Source organism: Exiguobacterium sp. s78, from assembly GCF_018618985.1.
Classification (GTDB): Bacteria; Bacillota; Bacilli; order Exiguobacteriales; family Exiguobacteriaceae; genus Exiguobacterium_A; species Exiguobacterium_A abrahamii.
Genome location: NZ_JACSNB010000001.1, coordinates 305430 through 326618, shown reverse-complemented (window position 1 = coordinate 326618; position 21189 = coordinate 305430). Strand labels below are relative to the sequence as shown.

20 protein-coding genes are annotated in these 21189 nt (G+C 48.8%); 8 read left to right on the top strand and 12 right to left on the bottom strand.

The window, feature by feature from the left end:
* Window positions 1–178 precede the first annotated feature (178 nt).
* Together secA2 and KNQ18_RS01555 are read left to right on the top strand one after the other, a co-directional pair.
* On the top strand, window positions 179–2542 hold the full coding sequence (gene secA2, locus KNQ18_RS01560; protein ID WP_215083653.1) for an accessory Sec system translocase SecA2: 2364 nt from the start codon (window positions 179–181) through the stop codon (window positions 2540–2542).
* A complete protein-coding gene (locus KNQ18_RS01555) occupies window positions 2526–3287 on the top strand; it encodes an SLAP domain-containing protein (protein ID WP_215083651.1) in 762 nt (253 codons plus the stop codon). Before secA2 ends, KNQ18_RS01555 begins: the two co-directional genes overlap by 17 nt.
* A gap of 38 nt (window positions 3288–3325) precedes the next feature.
* Here KNQ18_RS01555 and KNQ18_RS01550 read toward each other — a convergent pair whose 3' ends face one another.
* Complete coding sequence (locus tag KNQ18_RS01550; protein WP_029342549.1) at window positions 3326–3658, bottom strand: Asp23/Gls24 family envelope stress response protein; 333 nt, start codon at window positions 3656–3658, stop codon at window positions 3326–3328.
* A 57-nt stretch (window positions 3659–3715) separates the two neighbouring features.
* Window positions 3716–4777 carry an acyltransferase family protein gene (locus tag KNQ18_RS01545; RefSeq protein ID WP_064299377.1) on the bottom strand — a complete coding sequence of 354 codons (1062 nt, stop codon included), beginning with the start codon at window positions 4775–4777 and terminating at the stop codon, window positions 3716–3718.
* Window positions 4778–4819: 42 nt separating this feature from the next.
* On the opposite strand from KNQ18_RS01545, the gene KNQ18_RS01540 reads away from it, so the two are divergent.
* Window positions 4820–5560: an SGNH/GDSL hydrolase family protein gene (locus KNQ18_RS01540; protein ID WP_050678748.1), complete on the top strand. Its 741-nt coding sequence runs from the start codon at window positions 4820–4822 to the stop codon at window positions 5558–5560.
* A 332-nt stretch (window positions 5561–5892) separates the two neighbouring features.
* Window positions 5893–6360 (top strand): hypothetical protein, encoded by a 468-nt coding sequence (locus KNQ18_RS01535; RefSeq protein ID WP_215083643.1) that lies wholly within the window; start codon window positions 5893–5895, stop codon window positions 6358–6360.
* A gap of 60 nt (window positions 6361–6420) precedes the next feature.
* Here KNQ18_RS01535 and KNQ18_RS01530 read toward each other — a convergent pair whose 3' ends face one another.
* Together KNQ18_RS01530 and KNQ18_RS01525 are read right to left on the bottom strand one after the other, a co-directional pair.
* On the bottom strand, window positions 6421–7017 hold the full coding sequence (locus KNQ18_RS01530) for an alpha/beta hydrolase (protein WP_149427804.1): 597 nt from the start codon (window positions 7015–7017) through the stop codon (window positions 6421–6423).
* Window positions 7014–7949, bottom strand: a complete 936-nt coding sequence (locus KNQ18_RS01525; RefSeq protein WP_215083641.1) for a VOC family protein — start codon at window positions 7947–7949, stop codon at window positions 7014–7016. The genes KNQ18_RS01530 and KNQ18_RS01525 overlap by 4 nt, the downstream gene beginning before the upstream one ends.
* A gap of 179 nt (window positions 7950–8128) precedes the next feature.
* Here KNQ18_RS01525 and KNQ18_RS01520 point away from each other — a divergent pair, with 179 nt between their 5' ends.
* The 3 genes from KNQ18_RS01520 to KNQ18_RS01510 all read left to right on the top strand — a co-directional run bounded on the left by KNQ18_RS01520 (window position 8129) and on the right by KNQ18_RS01510 (window position 10706).
* The gene (locus tag KNQ18_RS01520) at window positions 8129–9022 is read left to right on the top strand and encodes an ABC transporter ATP-binding protein (RefSeq protein ID WP_133207728.1); all 894 of its coding nucleotides are present in this window, start codon (window positions 8129–8131) and stop codon (window positions 9020–9022) included.
* Window positions 9012–10211 (top strand): ABC transporter permease, encoded by a 1200-nt coding sequence (locus tag KNQ18_RS01515; protein WP_023469317.1) that lies wholly within the window; start codon window positions 9012–9014, stop codon window positions 10209–10211. The genes KNQ18_RS01520 and KNQ18_RS01515 overlap by 11 nt, the downstream gene beginning before the upstream one ends.
* 66 nt (window positions 10212–10277) lie before the next feature.
* Window positions 10278–10706, top strand: coding sequence for a hypothetical protein (locus KNQ18_RS01510; protein WP_149427807.1), 429 nt, complete (start codon window positions 10278–10280; stop codon window positions 10704–10706).
* Between the two features lie 48 nt (window positions 10707–10754).
* Here the strand turns inward: KNQ18_RS01510 and KNQ18_RS01505 are convergent, their stop codons facing one another.
* From KNQ18_RS01505 to KNQ18_RS01470, 8 genes are all read right to left on the bottom strand, one after another.
* Entirely contained in the window at window positions 10755–11384 is a 630-nt protein-coding gene (locus tag KNQ18_RS01505; protein ID WP_035410187.1) for a helix-turn-helix domain-containing protein, read from the bottom strand.
* Between the two features lie 30 nt (window positions 11385–11414).
* Window positions 11415–13346: an ABC transporter permease gene (locus KNQ18_RS01500; RefSeq protein WP_149427808.1), complete on the bottom strand. Its 1932-nt coding sequence runs from the start codon at window positions 13344–13346 to the stop codon at window positions 11415–11417.
* Window positions 13312–14076, bottom strand: coding sequence for an ABC transporter ATP-binding protein (locus KNQ18_RS01495; protein ID WP_064299373.1), 765 nt, complete (start codon window positions 14074–14076; stop codon window positions 13312–13314). Before KNQ18_RS01495 ends, KNQ18_RS01500 begins: the two co-directional genes overlap by 35 nt.
* On the bottom strand, window positions 14069–15061 hold the full coding sequence (locus tag KNQ18_RS01490) for a sensor histidine kinase (protein ID WP_214805450.1): 993 nt from the start codon (window positions 15059–15061) through the stop codon (window positions 14069–14071). Before KNQ18_RS01490 ends, KNQ18_RS01495 begins: the two co-directional genes overlap by 8 nt.
* Window positions 15058–15744, bottom strand: a complete 687-nt coding sequence (locus tag KNQ18_RS01485; RefSeq protein ID WP_047393119.1) for a response regulator transcription factor — start codon at window positions 15742–15744, stop codon at window positions 15058–15060. Before KNQ18_RS01485 ends, KNQ18_RS01490 begins: the two co-directional genes overlap by 4 nt.
* A 97-nt stretch (window positions 15745–15841) precedes the next feature.
* Window positions 15842–17758, bottom strand: a complete 1917-nt coding sequence (locus KNQ18_RS01480; protein WP_214805452.1) for an ABC transporter permease — start codon at window positions 17756–17758, stop codon at window positions 15842–15844.
* Window positions 17745–18506: an ABC transporter ATP-binding protein gene (locus tag KNQ18_RS01475; RefSeq protein ID WP_214805455.1), complete on the bottom strand. Its 762-nt coding sequence runs from the start codon at window positions 18504–18506 to the stop codon at window positions 17745–17747. Before KNQ18_RS01475 ends, KNQ18_RS01480 begins: the two co-directional genes overlap by 14 nt.
* A 157-nt stretch (window positions 18507–18663) precedes the next feature.
* Window positions 18664–19167 (bottom strand): PTS sugar transporter subunit IIA, encoded by a 504-nt coding sequence (locus KNQ18_RS01470; RefSeq protein WP_035396161.1) that lies wholly within the window; start codon window positions 19165–19167, stop codon window positions 18664–18666.
* 175 nt (window positions 19168–19342) lie between these two features.
* Here KNQ18_RS01470 and KNQ18_RS01465 point away from each other — a divergent pair, with 175 nt between their 5' ends.
* Window positions 19343–21049 carry a M3 family oligoendopeptidase gene (locus tag KNQ18_RS01465; RefSeq protein ID WP_214746842.1) on the top strand — a complete coding sequence of 569 codons (1707 nt, stop codon included), beginning with the start codon at window positions 19343–19345 and terminating at the stop codon, window positions 21047–21049.
* Window positions 21050–21189 lie beyond the last annotated feature (140 nt).

Below are 21189 nucleotides of genomic sequence, written 5' to 3'. Positions count from 1 at the left end.
CGAATCTTTGCAAGCGTTATCAAATATTTCTGATTTTCTATTTTTAAGCGCGAAACATGTTTATTTTGATAACGCTTTCAATTTTAAGGGAATGTTTTACTTATTTCGTTCTTTACTATTCGTTTTACATTTTTTAACTGCTATAATGAATCTCATAGCATATGAGGGAGTGACGAAGATGTTTCAACGTGTTAAACAGTTGTTGAATGATCAAAGTCGAAGAATTCATCGTTATGAGAAAATCGTAACGACAATCAATAGCCTAGAACGAGAAATGGAACAAACATCCGATCAAGCGTTACGTGAAATGACCGCCTCATTACGTGAGCGGCTACAAGCCGGGGAACGAATCGATGCGATCACACCAATGGCATTCGCCCTTGTCCGAGAAGCGAGTAAACGAACGCTTGGCTTACGGCATTACGACGTGCAGCTCATGGGCGGTCTGGCATTACTTGAAGGACAAATCGCCGAGATGGCGACCGGTGAAGGAAAGACGCTCGTTGCTTCACTCGCGAGCTTCACTCAGGCGCTTCATGGAAAAGGTGTTCACGTCATTACCGTCAACGAATATCTGGCACAGCGCGATGCTGAGCAAATCGGTCAGATTCACCGCTTTTTAGGGTTGCAGGTCGGAATCAATTCCGCTGAAGCTACGTTTGAGGAAAAACGTATTGCCTACGCAGCGGATATTACATACGGTGTCGGGACTGAATTCGGATTCGATTACCTGCGTGATCATCTGATCATGGAGCCGACGGAACGTCTGCAACGTCCTCTTCATTTCGCCTTGATCGACGAAGTCGATAGCATTTTAATCGATGAAGCGAAAACGCCACTCATCATGGCGGAACGAGACAGTGTCCACGAAGGGTTACAACAACTCGTCCGTCATGTCGTCCAGACGTTTGAAGACGAGCGGGATTATACGTTCGACGAAGAGATCAAAGCTGTCGCCTTGACTGACCAGGGGATCGAGACGATCGAGGAGGCGTTTGCGATTGATCATCTGTTTGCCGCTGAGCACTCCGTCCTTTTTCATTACGTCATTCAAGCCTTACGTGCCCATGTCGTCCTCAAGCGAGATGTCGACTACATCGTCAAGGATCAAAAAATCGCGCTCGTCGATCTCTTCACTGGTCGTCTGATGGAAGGACGCAGTCTATCCGACGGGTTACATCAGGCACTTGAGGCAAAAGAAGGTGTCCCGGTCACGGAAGAGAACCGGACGACAGCACAAATCACGATTCAGCATTATTTCCGTCTCTATCATCAGGTAGCAGGAATGACGGGTACAGCGGCGACGTCACGGGAGGAGTTTCAAAAGACGTACGGCATGGATGTCGTGACGATTCCATCGAATCGACCGAAAATCCGGATTGATGCGGAGGACGTCATCTTTGCGACGCGTGACGAAAAATTAGAAGCGATCGCGATCGCGACGAAATCGGCACACGTTACGGGACGACCGGTTCTGATCGGTACTTCATCGATTGAACAGTCCTTACGCGTCGCGAAGACACTCGATGCACACGGACTCACCTACGAGATCCTGAACGCAAAAACCGTCGACCAAGAAGTTCGGATCATCGCGGCTGCCGGACAAGCCGGTCGAATCACGATCGCAACGAACATGGCAGGTCGCGGAACGGATATTTTGCTTGATGAAACGGCACAACAACAAGGCGGCTTGTTCGTCATCGGAACCGAACGTCATGAATCGATCCGGATCGATAACCAACTCCGTGGTCGGGCAGGTCGCCAAGGCGATCCCGGATTGACGCAATTTTATCTCTCGCTCGAAGATGAACTACCACGTCGTTTCGCACGAGACCGTCTCGCACGCGTACAACAAAAAGTACGGGATGCTTCCGGTCCAATTGCTTCACGTGACGTCCGGGATCTGTTGCAGTTCGCTCAGTCGACGTGTGAATCCGTCAATCGGAGTGTTCGGGATGAACTCGTTCAGCTCGAAGAAGTCATCAGTGAACAACGACAAGCGATCTATCATCTCCGCAACAGAATCGTTGATGCGACGTCACTTGAAGACATCGTCCAACCGTTTGCCGGACGTGTTTTGCCGTCGATCATCGACCAAACACTTTCTGACGATCTCGTCCCGGAAGAATGGCCGCTGGCTCTCGTCACGACGGAACTTGAGCAACTGTTACATCAACCGGTCACGTTAGAACGACTGGAAACGATCGACGAGATGAAACGCCAACTTGAACCACTGATTGCTGACACTGAAGCCTTGCTCGTTGCCCATGTTGCGGCTGAAAAAGAGACCGTCAAACGCTTCATCCTCCTTGCACTCGATGAGCAATGGACGCGCCACTTAACAGCTATGAACAGCTTAAAAGAAGGAATCCACCTCCGGAGTTACGGACAAGAACAACCGGTCCGCATCTTCGAACGGGAAGGCATGGATTACTTCGAATATGCCATTGCGAGTTTCGAAAAGCAGGTCCTTTCTGGTATCTGCCGCGCCGAACAGACATACGATAGCGAAGGAGAACTGCACCATGCACACGTCGAATGAAGTGTTCCGTCCCCCACTCTATTTCACGGAGGACATGCCGATCGTCAAGGAAGATGAATACGTCTTTCGTCACGTCTCGAAACAACTACCTGATTTACAGGTCAATCAGATGGCGATTCATCTGTTTCAAGTCTTATCGCGTCGTCCGCTTCATGTCATCGCCTTGTTCCAAAATACGTTGTCTCGGTCGTTCCATCTGAATGATCTCGTCGTTCTTGCGCTCTCCGGTGACGAACTCGTCGCTCGCAAAGTCCTCAGTATCGAAGAAGTTCCTGTCATTCTTCCGATGGCGACGTTGCCGCTCTGGTTGACGTTCGAAGAAGACGAATGTTTCGTCGACCTCGAGCAGTTGACGGAGCCATTGCAGCTCGTCTTCTCAAGTGAGACGCTGACCGAGCTGTTCATCGAAGACGACTTCACGGAATCGGAACGACGCATCATCCGTCAAGTCGCTTATTCGCACCCGACACCTCCAGCAGATGGCTGGTCTCTCTTACCGGTCTCGATCATGCGCGAGCCGGATACTGTGACCGCGACCGTCCTCGTCCGTAATGCCAGCGATCAGACACTGACGCTTGAGGCGCTGGCGTTCGAATTGATGGATGACGAGACGCCACTCGCAGACGTCACCCATCCTGGATTGTCCTTACCCGCTCATAGCCAACATGCGATCCGTCTCCGTTTCGCCTGCACCGCAACAGACGTCCCTGCATTCGGTCTCCGTTATCTTCCTCCCTCTTCCTAAAAAAACGTCTCGGCACACAAGATGCCGAGACGTTTTGCTTATCCTTTTAAGAGTCCGATGACGCGGACGTTGATTGCTTTTGGTTGGAACGCGAGCATGTTTTCCATGTCTTGTGCGATCCGTTCTTGGACTTTTCCAGCTGTCTTGATGATCGACATGCCGTATTTGATATGCACGGACAGACTGACCGTGATGTCGCCACCGACATCTTCGACTTTTACGAGTTTGACCATCTGTTTTTCCTGCAGTTTCGAATCATCTGCTGTAAAGGCGATGCCTTCCGTTTCTTGAACGGCTACCCCTGCGATGACCTCGATGACTTGTTGCGAGACGTTCACGACACCGTCCGCATTATTTAAATTATATGACATACCTTCCACGCCCTTCGTCTAGTAATCCATCTATCTTAAAGTGTAATGCATTCCGCCTTATTTTGAAAGGTCTTCCCGTTTCTCGACGATCGGGCGAATGTCAATCTCAATCAAAGGACGGAGGACACGGACGACGAGCGGGTGTATGATGATACCAACGATCAACAAGGCGACGCCAATCATGATCAGTAAAGCGAGCCACGGTTGCGGTACGAATGCATCCGTCACATATTGACGCCACGCCATGACGAAGAAGACGTGGAGTAGATAGACGTAGAGGCTGAGTTCCCCAGCTCGTGTGATGAGCGGAAGACGACGCATCGGGATCAACATCATGAAACCGAGCGAGGCCGCGATCGACAAGACATAGATAACGCTATGCTTGAGTACACCAATCCACGTGTCACTGTCATACTGTTCAGCGTACGGGAAACGATGCTTGAAGGCATTCGCGAAATCGACGATCTCTTGCGGTGTGTCACGCCACGCCTCGAACAATAAGAAGCCCATGACGGCTGCGAACGTCACACCACCAATCAAGCGGACGTTCATCCGGCGCTTGAAGTTCTTCGGCATCTCGAAGATGCGGATGAATTCGTGTTCCGATAGGTAGTTCCCGAGCAAGAAATACGGATAGAACATGATCAGCTTCCGAAGTGCCAAGAATCCCGTGTTCTCGAGTTCAAATCCATACAGCAAGGCGAAGGCAAGACCGAACCAGACATATCCACGCAAGTGAACGACATATGGCGTCACGATGTACCAGACGACCATGACGAACAGGTACCAAAGTGCCCAGTAGGGACGTAGGAGATGCGTACCGATGTTTTCACCGGAAAAGAGCGGCAATCCTTCTCCAAGCGTCGCCCAAGATCCAATTAAGATTTGCCAGACACAGTAGACGGCAAATAGTTGGATGACACGTAAATACTTGTTTTCGCGGAAGAAATAACCGCTTAAAATAATGAATAATGGCATATGAAACGAGTAAATCAACAGATAAACCGTCTCAAGCAACTTTCCGTCATAATCAAACCGTAAATCCGTCAGCATGTGACCAATGACGACGAAAATGACAAGAAAACCTTTGATATTATCAAACCACGGATTCCGATTCATGTTACACTACCCCTTATACTCCCTCGAAAGGAACGAATGTTTATGAAAAAGACACTCCTGATTCTATCTGTCGTCTTGAACGTCGTTCTCCTTGCATTGTTACTGGGACGTAAACCGCTCGAACTATTCGAAAGCGTCTTACCTGCAACGAGTACGACTCCAGTCACGACCTTCCAATACGATAAGAACCCGAACTATGTCCGTCTGAATAGTCTATTCCATACTTATCAATACCCAAAATCAGCGAACGCTGTCATGTTAGGCGACTCGATGACGAATTTTGCTGATTGGCGTATCTTGATGGAAGACCCGACGATCGTGAATTTCGGGATTCCTGGTGATACGACAGAAGGCTTTTTGACCCGACTCGACTTGATCATCGAGATGAAACCAAAACGCGTCTTCCTGATGGGTGGTATCAATGATATTCGTCACTATACACCGATTCCGCAAATCACTGAGAACATGACGACGATTGTGACGACACTTCGAAAAAATAACATCGACGTCGTCATTCAGTCAACCGTTCCTGTCGCACCGAAGTATTCGGATTCCGTCCGAATCAATCGGGACGTCGAAGCGTTGAACCGAAATTTACAAAACCTTGCTCAATCGGTGGATGTTCCATTTGTTGATCTACGACCTGTCTTGACGAATAAACAGGGATACCTGCAAAATCGGATGACGTACGATGGACTCCATCTCGTCGGTGGCGGTTACCTGCGCTGGAGTGATGCGCTGAAACCCTATGCGCTGAAAACCGATTTGACAGCAAATAACTAAATGAAAAAGCGGCTCATCCCGATTTCCGGGATGAGCCGCTTTCGATTATTAGTCTTCTTGGTTTTTGACACCCATGTACGCTGCGACGCTCGATGCTGAGAAAACTGCAACGGCAACGATACCGACAGCAATCCAAATCACTTGATCCATCATTTCTTTATATCCCCCTTTATGTAACCGCTCACTTCTACATTTAGCGTACACGAATTTCGTCAAGAAAGAAACACATTTTCCATGTCTAATGACTAGACGATTCGGGAAAAAGTAACTATAGTAGAAGGACAACTACAAATTGTCAGAAAATTCGATTATTTAACAAGGAGGTGTTTCTGATGGCCACTTCATTGCTTACGCCGAAAGTGACGTTACGACATCGAAGTACTCTCAACTTTGGATATTGGCTTGTCATCGGATGCATAGGATGGGGGATGCTTGCCCTCGTCACGAATGTTGGTACTATTATTAGTCGTCTTCCTTTATATGAAAGCATTCCCCTCGCCATCCTTGTACTTGGTCTCACAGGTGTTGTACTAAAAATGGCGCGTGACGAGTGGTGGATTCGTTATCTTGAACGTCAGACCCAGTATTACATCGGACACGAAACCGTGACCGGTTGGTGTACCACGATTGATAGCATGTGGCTGATCCGTAAGACGATGCGCCGTGAACTTCGCCTGCTCTACCGGCAGCTTGCGCAGACGAAAGCATCGGAAGAAGTGAAACAGACGCTCGCCCTCCAGCTCGTCGAGCGTGGTGTGCTCATCGTCTATTCTCGACCAAAAAGTGATCATCCTGCTTGAAACGAAAAGAGGACTGCCCCATCATCTTCTATGAAAGAAGGAGATGGGACAGCCCTTTTTTTACTGTTTCAGCCAATCCGTTGCCGCTTCAATCGTTGGCATGACCAGTTGGTGACCATAATTCGACCACGTGACGTCGACTGATGCACCGGCTTGCTTCAAGAGTGCTGATAATTCTTCCGTTTCCTGAGCCGGACAGATTGGGTCATTGCTTCCGGCGCCGATGAAGACGCGCACGTCTGATAAGTCAGGTAACGTCACACCACGACGTGGTACCATCGGATGCAACAGAATCGCTTGTTTGAACAAGGCTTCTTCGAACAACATATTCGCCGCGATGTTCGCACCGTTCGAATATCCGACTGGAATCAGACGATCGAGATCAAAACCACGCTCCGCTGCCTGGTCACGTAAAAACTGAATTAAACGTGCTGTCCGTAAAGCGAGGTCTTCTTCATCGAAGACGCCTTCTGCGAGTCGTTTGAAGAATCGTGGCATCCCGTTTTCCGAGACTTCCCCGCGGACGGACAAGTAGCCTGCTTCCGAATCGAGCAACGAGACGAGTCCGACGAGATCTTGTTCCGTTCCGCCTGTGCCATGTAAAAATAAAAAGATGGGTGCGTCTGCTGTTTTTGGTGCTTGGTATAAATGAATCATACGAGTCTCCCCTTCGGTACAGTAATAGGTGTTACATGATTTGTGATCGCTGTACGATGTGCTTCGAATTGTTCTGGCAACTTCAAGTCTTCTCCGAGCATCTCGAACTCTTCATCGATTGCGAATCCTGGATTGTCGGTCGCAATTTCATGGAGGATTCGACCGCGGTCATGGAAATAGATCGATGTGAAGTAATTGCGGTCCTTCACTTCAGTGGTCAGCAAACCGAACGCGTTGATGGCGTTCATCCAGTCGAGTTGTTCCTTTTGATCCGTTGCCCGCCACGCGATATGGTGAACCGTTCCAGTTCCCGGACGACCGACTGGCATTTGACCATGAACGACGTCAACGACATTCCCGAACTCGCCTTCTGCGATATATCGGTCAACGGTTTCCGTCCGTTTGCTGAGTGTCAGTCCGAATGTGTCTGTCAGTAATTTTGCTGTGTCTGATGGATCCCGTGACAGTAACGTCGCTCCCGCGAATCCTTTGATCGCGACCTCACGTGTGATGCCGTCGATTTCATAGCGACTGTTCGGTCCCTTGCGTTCGACGAGTTCAATCTGGAGACCATGTGGATCTTCGAAGGCGATCTGTTGCTCTCCGAAACGAACCGTCTCTTCAAACGAGACGTTTTTTTCTGTCAGTCGCGCTTTCCAAAAATCTGCTGCACCGACCGGAATCGCGTAAGCTGTCGTTCCGACTTGTCCGGCACCGACCTGTCCTTTTGCCATGCCTTTAAACGGAAAGAACGTGATGATTGTTCCCGGTGCTCCGGATTCGTTCCCAAAGTAGAAGTGGTACGTTCCTGGATCATCGAAGTTGACCGTTTTTTTGACGAATCGTAGTCCGAGAATGGTTCCGTAAAAATCGAGATTTTCTTGTGGATCGCCGACCATCGCTGAGATATGATGAATGCCTTGCGTTTTCATATGATGCGTTCCTCCTTCAGTCGTATCTATTAACACAATAATAGTAACTAATGTACAAAAAGTAAACTAATAAGCCTTTTCATTACTGTTTTCTGGAACCTTTACCCATTTTTGACCGTAGGACACTAAGTAACAATGATACACTTGTCGTGCAACAGACGTCTTTAAAGGAGGTTCTTATGTTAGAAATCAAACACATCACGAAGCGTTTCGGCGATTTTACGGCCGTAGACGCTTTGACGATCGAGGTGCCGCGCGGGCAAATCTTTGGTTTGCTTGGTGCGAACGGTGCTGGAAAGACGACGACGTTCCGGATGTTGCTCGGTCTACTGCAACCGACTGAAGGATCGATCACCTGGAATGGAGAGCGTATTCCGACTTCAAAAATTGGATACCTTCCGGAAGAGCGAGGTCTGTATCCAAAAGTCCGCGTCGACGAACAACTCTTGTTCCTCGCAGAACTCCGTGATATGAAACGGAAGGATGCGAAACGAGCCTTGACGGAATGGCTCGACTATTTCCAAATTCCCCAGTATGAAAAAATGCGTGTTGAACAACTCTCAAAAGGAAATCAACAAAAAATCCAGTTGATCTCCGCCGTCCTACATAAACCAGAACTGCTGATTTTAGATGAGCCGTTCAGCGGACTCGATCCTGTCAACGCGGAACAGTTGAAGCGTGCTGTCAAAAAATTAACCGTCGACGGAACGACAATCGTCTTCTCGAGTCACCGAATGGATCACGTCGAAGAACTCTGCGAACACGTCGCGATCCTCGATCACGGGAAACCCGTCGTTGCTGGCTATCTCCCTGACATCAAGGCGGGATACGGAAAAACACGTGTCCTTTTGACGACAGATGCCCCGCCACTCCTATGGGATAGCTTACCGGGTGTCCTGCAAGTCGAGTCAGACAACAATGGGCATATCGTCCAAGTCTCTTCAAAAGAAACGGCTGATCAACTTCTCCAACATATCGTCAGTCAAGGACATCATGTCGATCGTTTCGTCTGGGATCAGTTATCCCTGCAGGATATCTTCATCGAGGAGGTCGGAAAACGTTATGAACCGTAAATTCCTGACTTTATATCGCTTCAATCTACTTCAAAAATTACGTGCTAAAAGCTTTTTGATCTCGACGGTCCTGATGGTCCTGTTCCTCGTCGGCTTCGGCAATATCGAACGGATTCTCGACTGGTTTTCTGGTGACGATCCAAAAGTTGCTCTCGTCAGTGAACTATCGACCGATCTTCGTCCTGCCTTGAAGAAAGCTGGTGTCACTTCAGACATTACGACAAAGGAATATACGGTCGCACAAGCACGAAAGGCAGTCGACCGCGGAACATTCGATGCTGTGGCAATCGTTCAGGATTCGTATGACGTGACACTCGTCAGTGCTAGTCCTGAGTCTGAATTACAGACACAGGTCGCAACGGTCGTCAAACAAGTCCGTGACCAGGCCGTCATCACGGATGCTGAAATCGATCCGAACGTCCTTGCCTCGCTCGCTGAACCTGTTCCTGTCAAACAGGAGTTGACGTCGACGGGTGGGAAAAGTGAGGATGAACTCTTTGCTGCCTCGGCGCTCGTCTATGTCTTGTTGTTCTTGATGTACTTCACGATTGCAATTTACGGTGGGATGATCGTCACGGAAATCGCGAACGAAAAGTCATCACGCGTCATGGAGTTGCTGATTTCAGCAGCGAGTCCGATTCAACATATGCTGGCGAAGATCCTCTCGATCGCGACGGTCAGTCTCGTACAATTATCGATCCTCGTTGGTGTCGGCTACTACAGTGCTCAAAACAGCAGTTTATTCGATCAGTTATCACTTGATTCCTTGAGTGCCCGGACGATCATTTATCTGTTCGTCTTCTTCCTGCTCGGATACTTCCTGTACGCAACGTTACTCGCGGCACTCGGTTCACTCGTCAGCCGGGTCGAGGATGCGCAGCAAGTGACGTTACCGGTCATCTTGTTGATCGTCGCTGCTTTCATGATTTCGATGTTTAGTCTGAATGCACCGACGAACCAAGCCGTCGTCGTCCTGTCATTTGTTCCGTTCTTTACACCGATGGTCATGTTCCTGCGCGTCATGTTGACCGATGTACCGCTATGGCAAGTGTCGATTTCGCTCATCTTAATGCTGATCAGTATCTCGCTTGCCTTATTCGTCGGAACCAAATTCTACCGGGGTGGTGTTCTGTTCTATGGATCGAATCCACTCAAACAGTTGCGCCGGATCTTAAGTGGTCGCCGGTAACAGTTTACAAGACGAATCGTTTCCGCTATCGTTAGGTGAGAAAAAGCCTTTAGGAGGAACTACGTTATGCGGTCTCGTTTTTGGGCAGCGATCCTTTTCACAGCTGCTGCCATGGTCTCGTCACTTGTCATGTTCACGAAATTCCCGCAAGCGAGTGCGACATGGGAACTCGTCCTTGCCTATGGAGGCATGGCGTTCATCTCTAGCCTCTTTTGCTGGTCCTTCGTTGCGGTGCGACGCCACTCTTCTCGTTTATACGGAAGCTGGGTCGGTGTCTTCATCGCCGGACTGACTGTCTTACTCGTCTGTATCGCGCGATTCGTCTTGCGTGGTGATGTGATGATGATTTTCAAATGGCAAGCGATGCTCGGTAGCTTAACTCTCAATTTCGGCTATGTCGGTTGGGTACTCGTCATTGCAAATGCGATCATTGGTTTCATCATCGGTCGAATCCGTCAAAAGACGCGTCGTCCACGCCCGATGCCACAACGTTAATAAAAAGTCGCTGTCTTCTGAACGTCAATCAGAAGACAGCGACTTTTTTTATTTGCGATGGTAGCGAGAACGACTTTTCCGGTCGCTGTAATCCGCATAATAGGTCGAACTGGATAAAGAAATACCGTCCGTCATGCGGTCGAGGTATTCATCGAGTTGCATCATCGATGGAAGTTTATCCTCGAACAACTCATACGTCTCTTCCGCTTGATCGCGTTGCAATTCCCCTGCTTCCATCACGGCTTCGACGAGCTCATGGAAGATCCGTTGCTCGGTCGCACTCATCGTCTGCTCAATCCGTTTGACGTCCTCGTCATACATTAAATCAAACAGACGCATCCGTTCTTCGAGCTGTTCTTCGACCCACGTCCCGTCTTGTCCGAGTGTCTGTTCATAAGCAAGCTTCATCTCTTCGAGCGGTGTGTTTTGCTGCATGATGAACTTCAATGACTCCCCCGTCCAGATATGCCGTGCCAAATAACTAGCGTCGATGTTCAAGACGTCCGCCAATGCTTCGATGTAGGGTTTGGTTGGATAGACTTCGCTGAGCTCCGTCCGGCGGATGAAGTATGGTGCGACGCCGAGTCGTTCAGCCAACTGTTCGATCGTAATCCCTGCACGCTCCCGTAAAATACGAATCCGGTCACCGTAACCCCGATATGGTGAATGGTCTAGCATACGATTCCCTCCCTTATTCCTATGGTATCATCATACCCTTGAATCCGGTGTCGGATACATCGAACTTTCGGATGAATTCCGGAACAGATGCCGTGGGTAACGCAACCAAATCGGTAGGACACTCAAGAAGTACCCGACCGTGACGATACTGATCCAAAAGACAGCTAAGTTAAGAAAAGATCCCGGCTGTAGTCCGGCTTGTGTGACGACGACTTGGAACAATAAAAAGGCATGAAAGACAGAAATCAGATACGGAATGAGCAGAACAGCGCCATACTTCATTAATAAGTAGCAGCGGATGTTTCCGGAACCGAACCCTAGCGCAAACAACGTCTTCATCCGCTTTTGTTCCTGTTCCGCCGTCATCTGCATCCACACATGCAAAAAACTGGCATTGATGACGAATAACCAGATCGTCAGGAGAACGACGACGAACGTGACGAGTCGCACGATTCGGATCCCGTCAATCTCATCTTCCGTCTCATTGATCAGTTGATAGGGCACCGGTTGCTTCTCATCTAGCTTTGCTGCCGACTGGATGTTGCGGACGATTTTCATCCACTGTTTCCAGTCCTTCGTTCCGTAATCATGGTAGGCTGGCGTATCGAAGACGACGATTTGCCGGACGGGTTGCTTGAGTGTCTGAAAGACGGCATCACTGACGACGAAGATCGTCTCGATTTGATAATTGTAACCAAATATTAAATCGTGAGAAGCAGCGGGAAGTAATTCAAAGTCTTCTTTCTCCATCGCCTGTTTCTCTTTTTTCATCGTCGGTGTATTCTCTTCGAGTTGTACCGGACGTGCTGGTACAAAGAAACTTTGACGTCCCGTCGCTGTCCGCTCCTTAAGATCCAGTTGCCGCATCATCTTGTTGTACGACGAGATCGGTAAGAGGACGCGTGTTCCTTCTGCCTTCACTTGGATATCCTGCTGATAGCGATCCGGGAATGCCTCCGTCATCGTCTGCTTGATATCCTTCAATCGTTTCGTCGGTTGAGCGGATTCCTCGTAATAGACGAGCCCGAATTGGTTCTGTGATGATAAGTCGAGTCCAATCAATTGAAACAAGAAAACGAGTCCGACTGCTGTTAGCGCACACGATGTTAGAATCGTTCCGAGGGCAATGAGCGTACTATTCGTTCGCAATTGATTGGCGATTTCCGAGACGATCAGCTTCCGCAGTGACAAGCGACGTGGTCGATATAACTTGGTCAACCACGGTAAGACATATCGACAAATGAAAAACGATCCGATGAAGATGACAAGTGGGAAAAATATATAAAATCCTTCCGTCCGAACAAAGGCTAAGGCATAACCATAGATCAACAGGAGTAACGCTCCGATTTGCGTCAGAATCCAGGCTCGTTTTCGAAATAGCGAACGGGAACGTGTCGGTCGATCGGGACGAAAGCGGTAGATCGCAAGGACCGTTGCCGTCAGCAACACAAGGAAGGCACCACCAATCAAAGCAAGAATCGCATAAAAGGATAATTCGAATTCGATTGCTGGTAAGAACATGACTTTGACAACGGACAGCAACAGCATCTTCGTCAAGACATTACCTAGAATCATTCCTGCAGTGATCGCTAGACCACCAACAATCAAGACTTCAATTAAAAAATACTTTAAGAAGTGTGACAGTCCACTGCCAAGCGTCCGCATCGTCCGTAAATCGTTCTTACGGTGCTCAAGCATCGTATAGGTCGTCGAATAAATGAACAAGACACTAAAAAAAAGAATAATCAGCTCCGCGATGAAGACGAAGAAGATCGTCATCTCGATGACTTGGTTCAATTGACTGAGGATTTTGGCGACGTTTTGGAATGATCCATTCGTCAACAAGTTCCAATAACTCGTCACGATCGTCATTGCGATGATGATCGTCAAGGCATAGCCGTAATACAAGCGCTGATAGCGCCGAATGTTACGTAGGGCGTATTGCAGATAATTGATGCTCATCCCCTCCTAACAACGATAGCGATTCGATGACTCGTTGGAAAAAGACACGGCGTGGTTCATCGCGGAACAACTCCGTTTGAATACTACCGTCTTTTAGGAATAAGACATGATTACAATACGACGCGACTTGCGGATCGTGTGTCACGATGACCATCGTCATGCCCGTCGCATTCAACTCGGCTAGGACATCCATGACGTGTTTCGTCGCTTGGAAGTCGAGTGCCCCCGTCGGTTCGTCCGCAAGCATCAGACGTGGTGTATGGATCAGGGCGCGACCGATCGCTGTTCGTTGTCGTTGTCCACCACTGACCTCATCGACCTGTTTGTCGAGCAGATCATCAATCTGTAGACGGCGTGCCAACTCCTCCATCTCTTCCCGCGCGAGCTTTGCTTTTTTCCCTGACAGCATCAACGGCACGAGCATGTTCTCACCGAGTGTCAACGAATCGAGTAAATTGAATTCCTGAAAGATGATACCGAGCGTCTCGCGCCGGAAACGTGTCATCTCTTTTCGTTTGAACGTCGCTGTGTCGACGCCGTCAATCAGAATCGATCCCCAACTTGGTTCGTCGAGTGTCGCAAGCAAGTTGATCAGTGTCGATTTCCCACTACCGGATGGTCCCATGACCGCGACCATCTCACCTTCTTCGACTCGGAAATTCACATCCGTCAGCGGTTGCTCCGTCACCTTTCCAGGATAGACTTTCCCTAATTGTTTGACCTCAATCATGTGCGCGACCTCCTACTAATCGAATCCGGCATGTCGTGCCGACCCCTTCCTCACTCTCGAGTTCAATCTCATGCCCGAGCTTCAAGCAGACCTGCTGGACGAAATACAATCCCATTCCGGTCGATTCCCCGTAACGTCGTCCGTTTTCACCAGTGAAGAACGCATTAAAGACACGTGGGACGTCTCGTCTTGGGATTCCGACACCGTCGTCTTGAACCGAAAGGACGACTTGCCCCTTTGTCACTTCTGCCGTCAGAACGACTTCACGACCATGTCCCGTCGTGTACTTGATGGCGTTCGTCACGAGCTGTAAGACGAGGAAACGAAACCACTTCGCATCCGTGTAGACATACACGTCTTCAGCGATATCGAGTTTCGGAAAAACCTGATTTTTGACGAATAATCGTTTTTCTTGATTGATGATGCTCGTGACGAGCGGCTTCAGTGCCAATCGTTCTGCCTTCAAATCTGTCTCGATTGCTTCTAAACGTGACGAATAGAGCATCTGGTCGAGTCCACTACGCAATCGATCGACCTCTTGCCGTAAATCAGCCTGATACTGTTCTCCTGGATGTTCGAGGATCAACTCGATGACGGACAACGGTGTCTTCATCTGATGAATCCATTGGTCGACATACCGATGGCGTTCCTTTTCCTTTCGTCGCTCAGCAAACAGACTGTTTCGAAATAAGGTCTGTTGTCGTTCTAAAAATTGTTCGACGGCAACGGAAATCGGTTCTTCACTATCACTGCGAATCGGTTCTGCGACCGACTGGACCGGCTGTTGCATCCGTCGTAGCAACGGAAGCATGCTGAAGAAACGATAACTGAGATAAATCAAGAGACCGATACTGTTCAAGAGCACGATATAAAAGAAGGCTGCTGGGCGATAAAGATCATAGAGCCATAAGACGGCATATAAAATGAGCATTTGTCCGGTAAAGAAGATGATGCCTGGTATCGCGTGCCGTAAAAAGAGCTTCATGGTTCAAGGACCAGTTTATAACCGACGCCTCGCACCGTCTCAAGTCCAGCGACACCGATCTCGGCAAGCCGTTTGCGGACACGCGTGATATTGACGTTCAATGTATTCTCATCGACGAATGCTTCGTCATCCCAAATCCGTTCGAGTAAATCGCCCCGACTGACGATTCGTGGACTTGCCGTCAGCAACATCTCAAGGATCAGTCCCTCTTTTTTTGACAGCTCGATCGACTGTTCCCCGTACTCGACGATATAACGGTCCAAGTACAGCGTGACACCTTCTTTCGTCACTGTCCGCTCATCCGTCTCGTTCGAGAGCGTGCCATAGGCCCGGCGAATCTGACTTTTAATCTTCGCGATGACGACCGCTCCTTGGAACGGCTTGACGATGTAATCATCCGCTCCGTATTCAAGCGCCATGACTTGATCCATCTCCCCGACCCGTGCTGAGATGAACAGGATCGGTGCCCGTGTCTTCATCCGCAATTGTCGACACCAATAGAAACCGTCAAACTTCGGTAAATTGACATCTAATAGAATGACGTCCGGATTCGTCTCTTCATAGACCGCGACGACATCCCCTCGCCCATCTTCAACGACGACTCTAAAATCATAGCGTTCAAGTAGTTCTTTCAATAATGTAGCAATCTTCATGTCATCTTCGACTAATAAAATCGTATGCATCGTTCCTATCAACTCCTTCTCCCTTTATCATAACGAACTCAAAAAGGACTGGAAACGATTATTCCGTTTCCAGTTCTGTGTACCCCTATTTAGTTCATCACGTGACGATGCGGCGGTAAGCACGGACCGTGACGATATAGTAGATCAAATAGACGATCGTATAACAAACAATCGCAAGTAATGTCGGACGAACGATGTTGTAGTTCAACAGTTTCTGCAAGACTTGCATCGCCACTAAACTATGAACGAGTCCGAGCACGTACGGTAAGGAGAAGACGAATCCGACAAGGCGCCGAATGATGCCTGTCTGTTCCTTCTCATCCACACCGATCTTCTGGATGATGGCAAACCGTTGTTTCGATTCTTCTGCTTCCGCAAGCATCTTGAAGTAGATGATCGAACCCGTCGCAAGCAAGAAGACGAGACCGAGGAAGCCGGCAGCAAACGCGAGTAAGCCGGTCGTTGCCGTCGTCATCGCATAGACAGGATAGTACGCCGCCATCTCCGTATCCGCTTGTTTTCCATATAGTTGCGTCAACTGTTTCATCAATCCATCGTCATGACGTTCATCCGAGAACTGATAATTCGTCAGCGTGAAGCCTTTTTCCGGCATCTTCGCGAACGCATCATCGTTTACGACGAAGGCGAGCCGCTGTTTCTCATAAAGTTGAGCGATTGGTAGATTCGTCGCAGCGGTGATGCGAAAGGACTCATGAACGTCCTTGATTTCAACACCGACTGGCGATTTGACTTTCATCTTCAACAAATCGTTTCCTTTGAATGTCTCAAGGACGATCGCTTCACCTTGTTTCGGTTCTTTGATGACCGTTTTCCCGTTCGCTTTCGCGAGCTTGACGTAGTCCGAATAGTTGACGTAACTGAATTGTCCCGGCTGGTCTTCATACGCATACGTCGCGTAGTAACGTGTAAACGTCAGAGGGTTCGGCAAATCGGTCATCTTATGGTCAACGTTCTTGACGTTGACCATCGTCCGGCTGTCGATTTTCTGGTCGGACTTGGCAATTAGCTGTTCCGCTTCTGCTTGTTTACTCGCAATCGATAGACTGTACGGAACTTGCTCCTCGACGGTCTGATCGATGAAATAATAGATCGATGTCGCTGTACCGACCGTCGTCAATGTCACGGCAGTGATGACCGTAATCGTCGACAGCATGACGGCATTCGATTTGATTCGTGACAACAATTGTCCGTGCAGAATTAAATTCGTTCCTTTGAAATGCCGCGCTTGATTACTTAAGACGCGCAATAGGAAGATCGTGAAGTAACTCATCGTTCCGAACGTCCCGAGAATGACGCAGAGCATCAAGAGCGGGGCGACGATCGTAAAGTGATCCATCAACGGTTGTCCTGTCAAATAATAACCGACACCGATCAAGACGACGGAAAGGACGGCTAAGATCGGATGGACTTTCGGAAGGGATTCCGCTTGTTGTTCTGCCTTGAACAATTCGATCAATGTAAAACGATAAATCGTCCGAGCAGAGCGTAAGGCGATGATCAGGAAAATCAGCAGGAAGACACCGATCGTCTGCATGACGGAAGCTCCGCTGATCGTAAAGGTCGCATCGACTTGCATCGCCATGACAGAAGCCAGCAACTGCACGAAGTACTTCGAAGCGACGGTACCGATCGCAATTCCGAGGATCAGGCCAATCACTCCGTACCCCATCGTCTCAAGGAAGATCAGTCGGGCGATTTGCCCACGCTCTAGACCAAGCAATGCATAAAGTCCGATTTCCTTCTTACGGCGGCGTAAGAAGAAGTCACTTGAATACCAGATGAAGATGGCAGAGAAAAGCGCTAGAATGACACTTGCTCCCGTAAAGACCGTTCCCAGTTTCCCGTACAATTCGTTCGCCTGAAGCATCGCTTCATTCGATCGAATCGCGAGGAACGTGTAGTAAATAAGAATCGCAAACGTGACGGCACCGAGGTACATCACGTTTTGACGGATGTTCTTCAAATTTTGAAACGCCAGTTTAGACAAGCTCACGGACGGCACCTCCGAGTTCGCGTTGGACTTCCATGATCTGCTCGAAGAATTCCTTCTGCGAACCGAAGCGATGGACTTCCTTGAACAGCTCTCCATCCTTGACGAACAGAATCCGTTCCGCATAAGACGCTGTCATCGGGTCATGCGTTACCATTAAAATCGTCGCGCCTTCGTCGTTGAGCGCTTGCATCGCTTCGAGCAATCCTGTTGCCGACTTCGAGTCAAGCGCACCGGTCGGCTCGTCGGCTAAAATGAGCGACGGATCATGAATGATGGCGCGAGCGGCAGCCGTCCGTTGTTTTTGTCCGCCCGATAGTTCAACGGGACGTTTATCGAGTAAGTCGTGGATACCAAGTTGATGCGCCACACGATCAACACGTTCTAAAATCATCTTTTTATCGACATTCGCGAGTGATAGCGGTAAGGCGATATTTTCGCGAACCGTCATCGTATCGAGGAGATTGAAATCCTGGAAGATGAAGCCGAGTTGTTCCCGGCGGAAACGTGCTAATTGTTTTTCCTTCATCGCTGTCACGTCTGATCCGTTGATTAAAATCGAGCCGTCCGTAGGCTGATCGATCGTCGATAATAAATTGAGTAACGTCGATTTCCCGGCACCGGATGGACCCATGATACTGACAAATTCTCCTTCGTGAACACGGAGCGTCGTCGGACGCAGTGCTTCGTGGCGCGCTGTTTTCGTTTGATACGTTTTTGAAATCTGTTCTGCTTGTAAGATTGCTTTCATCTGTAATGCCTCCTGTGTTTGATTCGTTACACTCAGTCTAGTCCTTCCATACTTTTCTCAAAATGGACTTTGCTTTCACTTCTCTTACAAAACGGTAAGACACGGGATGAGACGACAAAAAAGCCCCCATCCGCAAGGAATGGAGGCGTATCGTATCTTATTTGTGTGTTGCTTTGAAGAGCTCTGTGTCGCCTGCGACAACAGAAGTTCCTTCAGCTGGTACAGCTGAAAGCGTGAATTGATCGTGGTTCGTCACGATGATCGGTGTGATCGTCGATGGTGCGTTCGCACGGATGTAGTCAAGGTCGAACTCGACGAGGACGTCTCCTGCTTTGACTTTGTCACCTGACTGGACGTGAGCCGTGAAGCCTTCACCTTTAAGGTTAACTGTATCAAGACCAACGTGGATCAACAGTTCAAGACCATCTTCACCTTTTAGACCGATTGCGTGTTTTGTTGGGAAGATCGTTTCAACCGTTGCGTTGATCGGCGAGACGACTTTACCTTCAGTTGGTTCGATCGCGACACCGTCGCCCATCATTTTTTGAGAGAAAACTTGATCGGGTACGTTCTCGATGTTGACGATTTTACCTGTAAGTGCAGAAGCGATTTTTGCGTTTCCTGCGTCGTTACCACCAAACAATTTTTTTAAGAATCCCATGATACTATCCCTCTACTTTCTCGATCGTTTTTCTTCCGAATGGAAGTTTCGATTTTTTATAGGAGTAAGCTGTCAGACAGCTCGCTCACGTTCTCACAAAAAGCATACGTTTGTCCCTCTGGTTTTGCAAGTATTTTTGTGTGATAATAGTTAGAAATCATAAGGAGGCGCTTACATGTTACCATTTTCAGAAATTACATATGTCCGTCCTGACCTTGCCTTGCTTGAAACATCCATGAATCAAGCGATTGCTCGACTGACTGAAGCCACACAGGTAGATGAAGCAAACGCAGCCATCACTGAGATTAATACCCTCAGAAATCAATTTGAAACGGCAAGCCAGCTCGTCGAGATCCGTCACACGATCGATACACGCGATACGTTCTATGAGACGGAACAAGGATTCTTTGATGAAGCGAGTGCGATCTATCAAGGATATGTCTCAAGCTATTATCAAGCGTTGACGACGCATCCACTCCGCAGTGAACTCGAACAGACGCACGGCAAACAGTTATTCCTGATTGCGGAAGCGAGCCTGAAGACGTTCTCGGAAGAGATCATTCCGAAACTCCAAGAAGAGAATCGTCTCTCGAGTGAATATACGAAACTGATGTCTTCTGCTCAAATCGAGTTCGATGGCAAGACGCTTAACTTATCGCAGTTCGGTCCATATCTTCAATCACCTGATCGTGATGTCCGTAAAGCAGCTTCTGAAGCACGCTATGGCTACTTAAACGAGCATGGTGAAGCAATCGATACGATCTACGACAAACTCGTTCGCATCCGGACAGACATCGCGAAGACACTTGGTTTCCCATCGTTCGTCGAGCTCGGATACGCACGTATGCTCCGCGTCGATTATAACCAATCGATGGTCGAACAGTACCGCGAACAAATCCGTGAGACGATCGTTCCGCTCGCGACACAACTTAAAGAACGCCAGCAACGACGCATCGGTGTCGATCACTTGTACTACTACGATGAAGGATTTGCCTTCAAGTCTGGTAACGCGACACCTAAAGGCGAAGAGTCGTTCATCATTGAAGGTGGCAAAAAGATGTACGCAGAGATGTCACCGGAGACGAACGAGTTCTTCAACTACATGCTCGACCGGGAAGCACTCGATTTAACAGCGAAGCCTGGGAAAGCCGGCGGTGGGTATTGTACCTACATCGCAGACGAAAAACTCCCGTTCATCTTCTCGAACTTCAATGGAACGGCAGGCGACATCGATGTCCTGACTCACGAAGTCGGTCATGCATTCCAAGTCTATGAGAGCCGTCACCTGACAGCTCCAGAGAGTGCTTTCCCGACGTATGAAGCGTGTGAGATTCACTCGATGTCGATGGAATTCTTCGCTTATCCGTGGATGGAAGAGTTCTTCGGTGAAGAGACAGCGAAATACAAGTTCAATCACCTCGCAGGAAGCGTTACATTCCTTCCGTACGGCGTTGCGATTGACGAGTTCCAACACGTCATCTACAACCAACCGGAATTGACACCAGCAGAACGTCGTGAAGCATGGCGGACGATCGAGAAGAAATACCTGCCGCATCGTGATTACGAAGCGAACGATTATCTCGATTCAGGTGCATGGTGGCATCAACAAGGACACGTCTTCGGTAGTCCGTTCTACTATATCGATTACACGCTCGCTCAAGTCTGTGCCTTCCAGTTCTATGCTTGGATGGAACAAGACCGGGAAGCGGCTTGGAAGTCGTATCTCGATCTCTGTCGTGCCGGCGGATCGGAAAGCTTCCTCACGCTCGTCGAACGTGCTGGATTGAAGTCTCCGTTCGCACCAGGTACGGTCGAGGCAGCGGTCGCACCGGTCAAAGCCTATCTTGAACAAGCAGACGACCTCGTGCTCGATCGCGTTTAATTCTTTGCGTGCAAGGTCGTACTGACTAAAAGTCAGAACATCTCGAGCAACATCAATAAAAGAAGAGGCGTTTTCCAGAATATCATCTGGAAAACGCCTCTTCTTTTTTGCTACATGATTATAGAACGTATATGTTCATC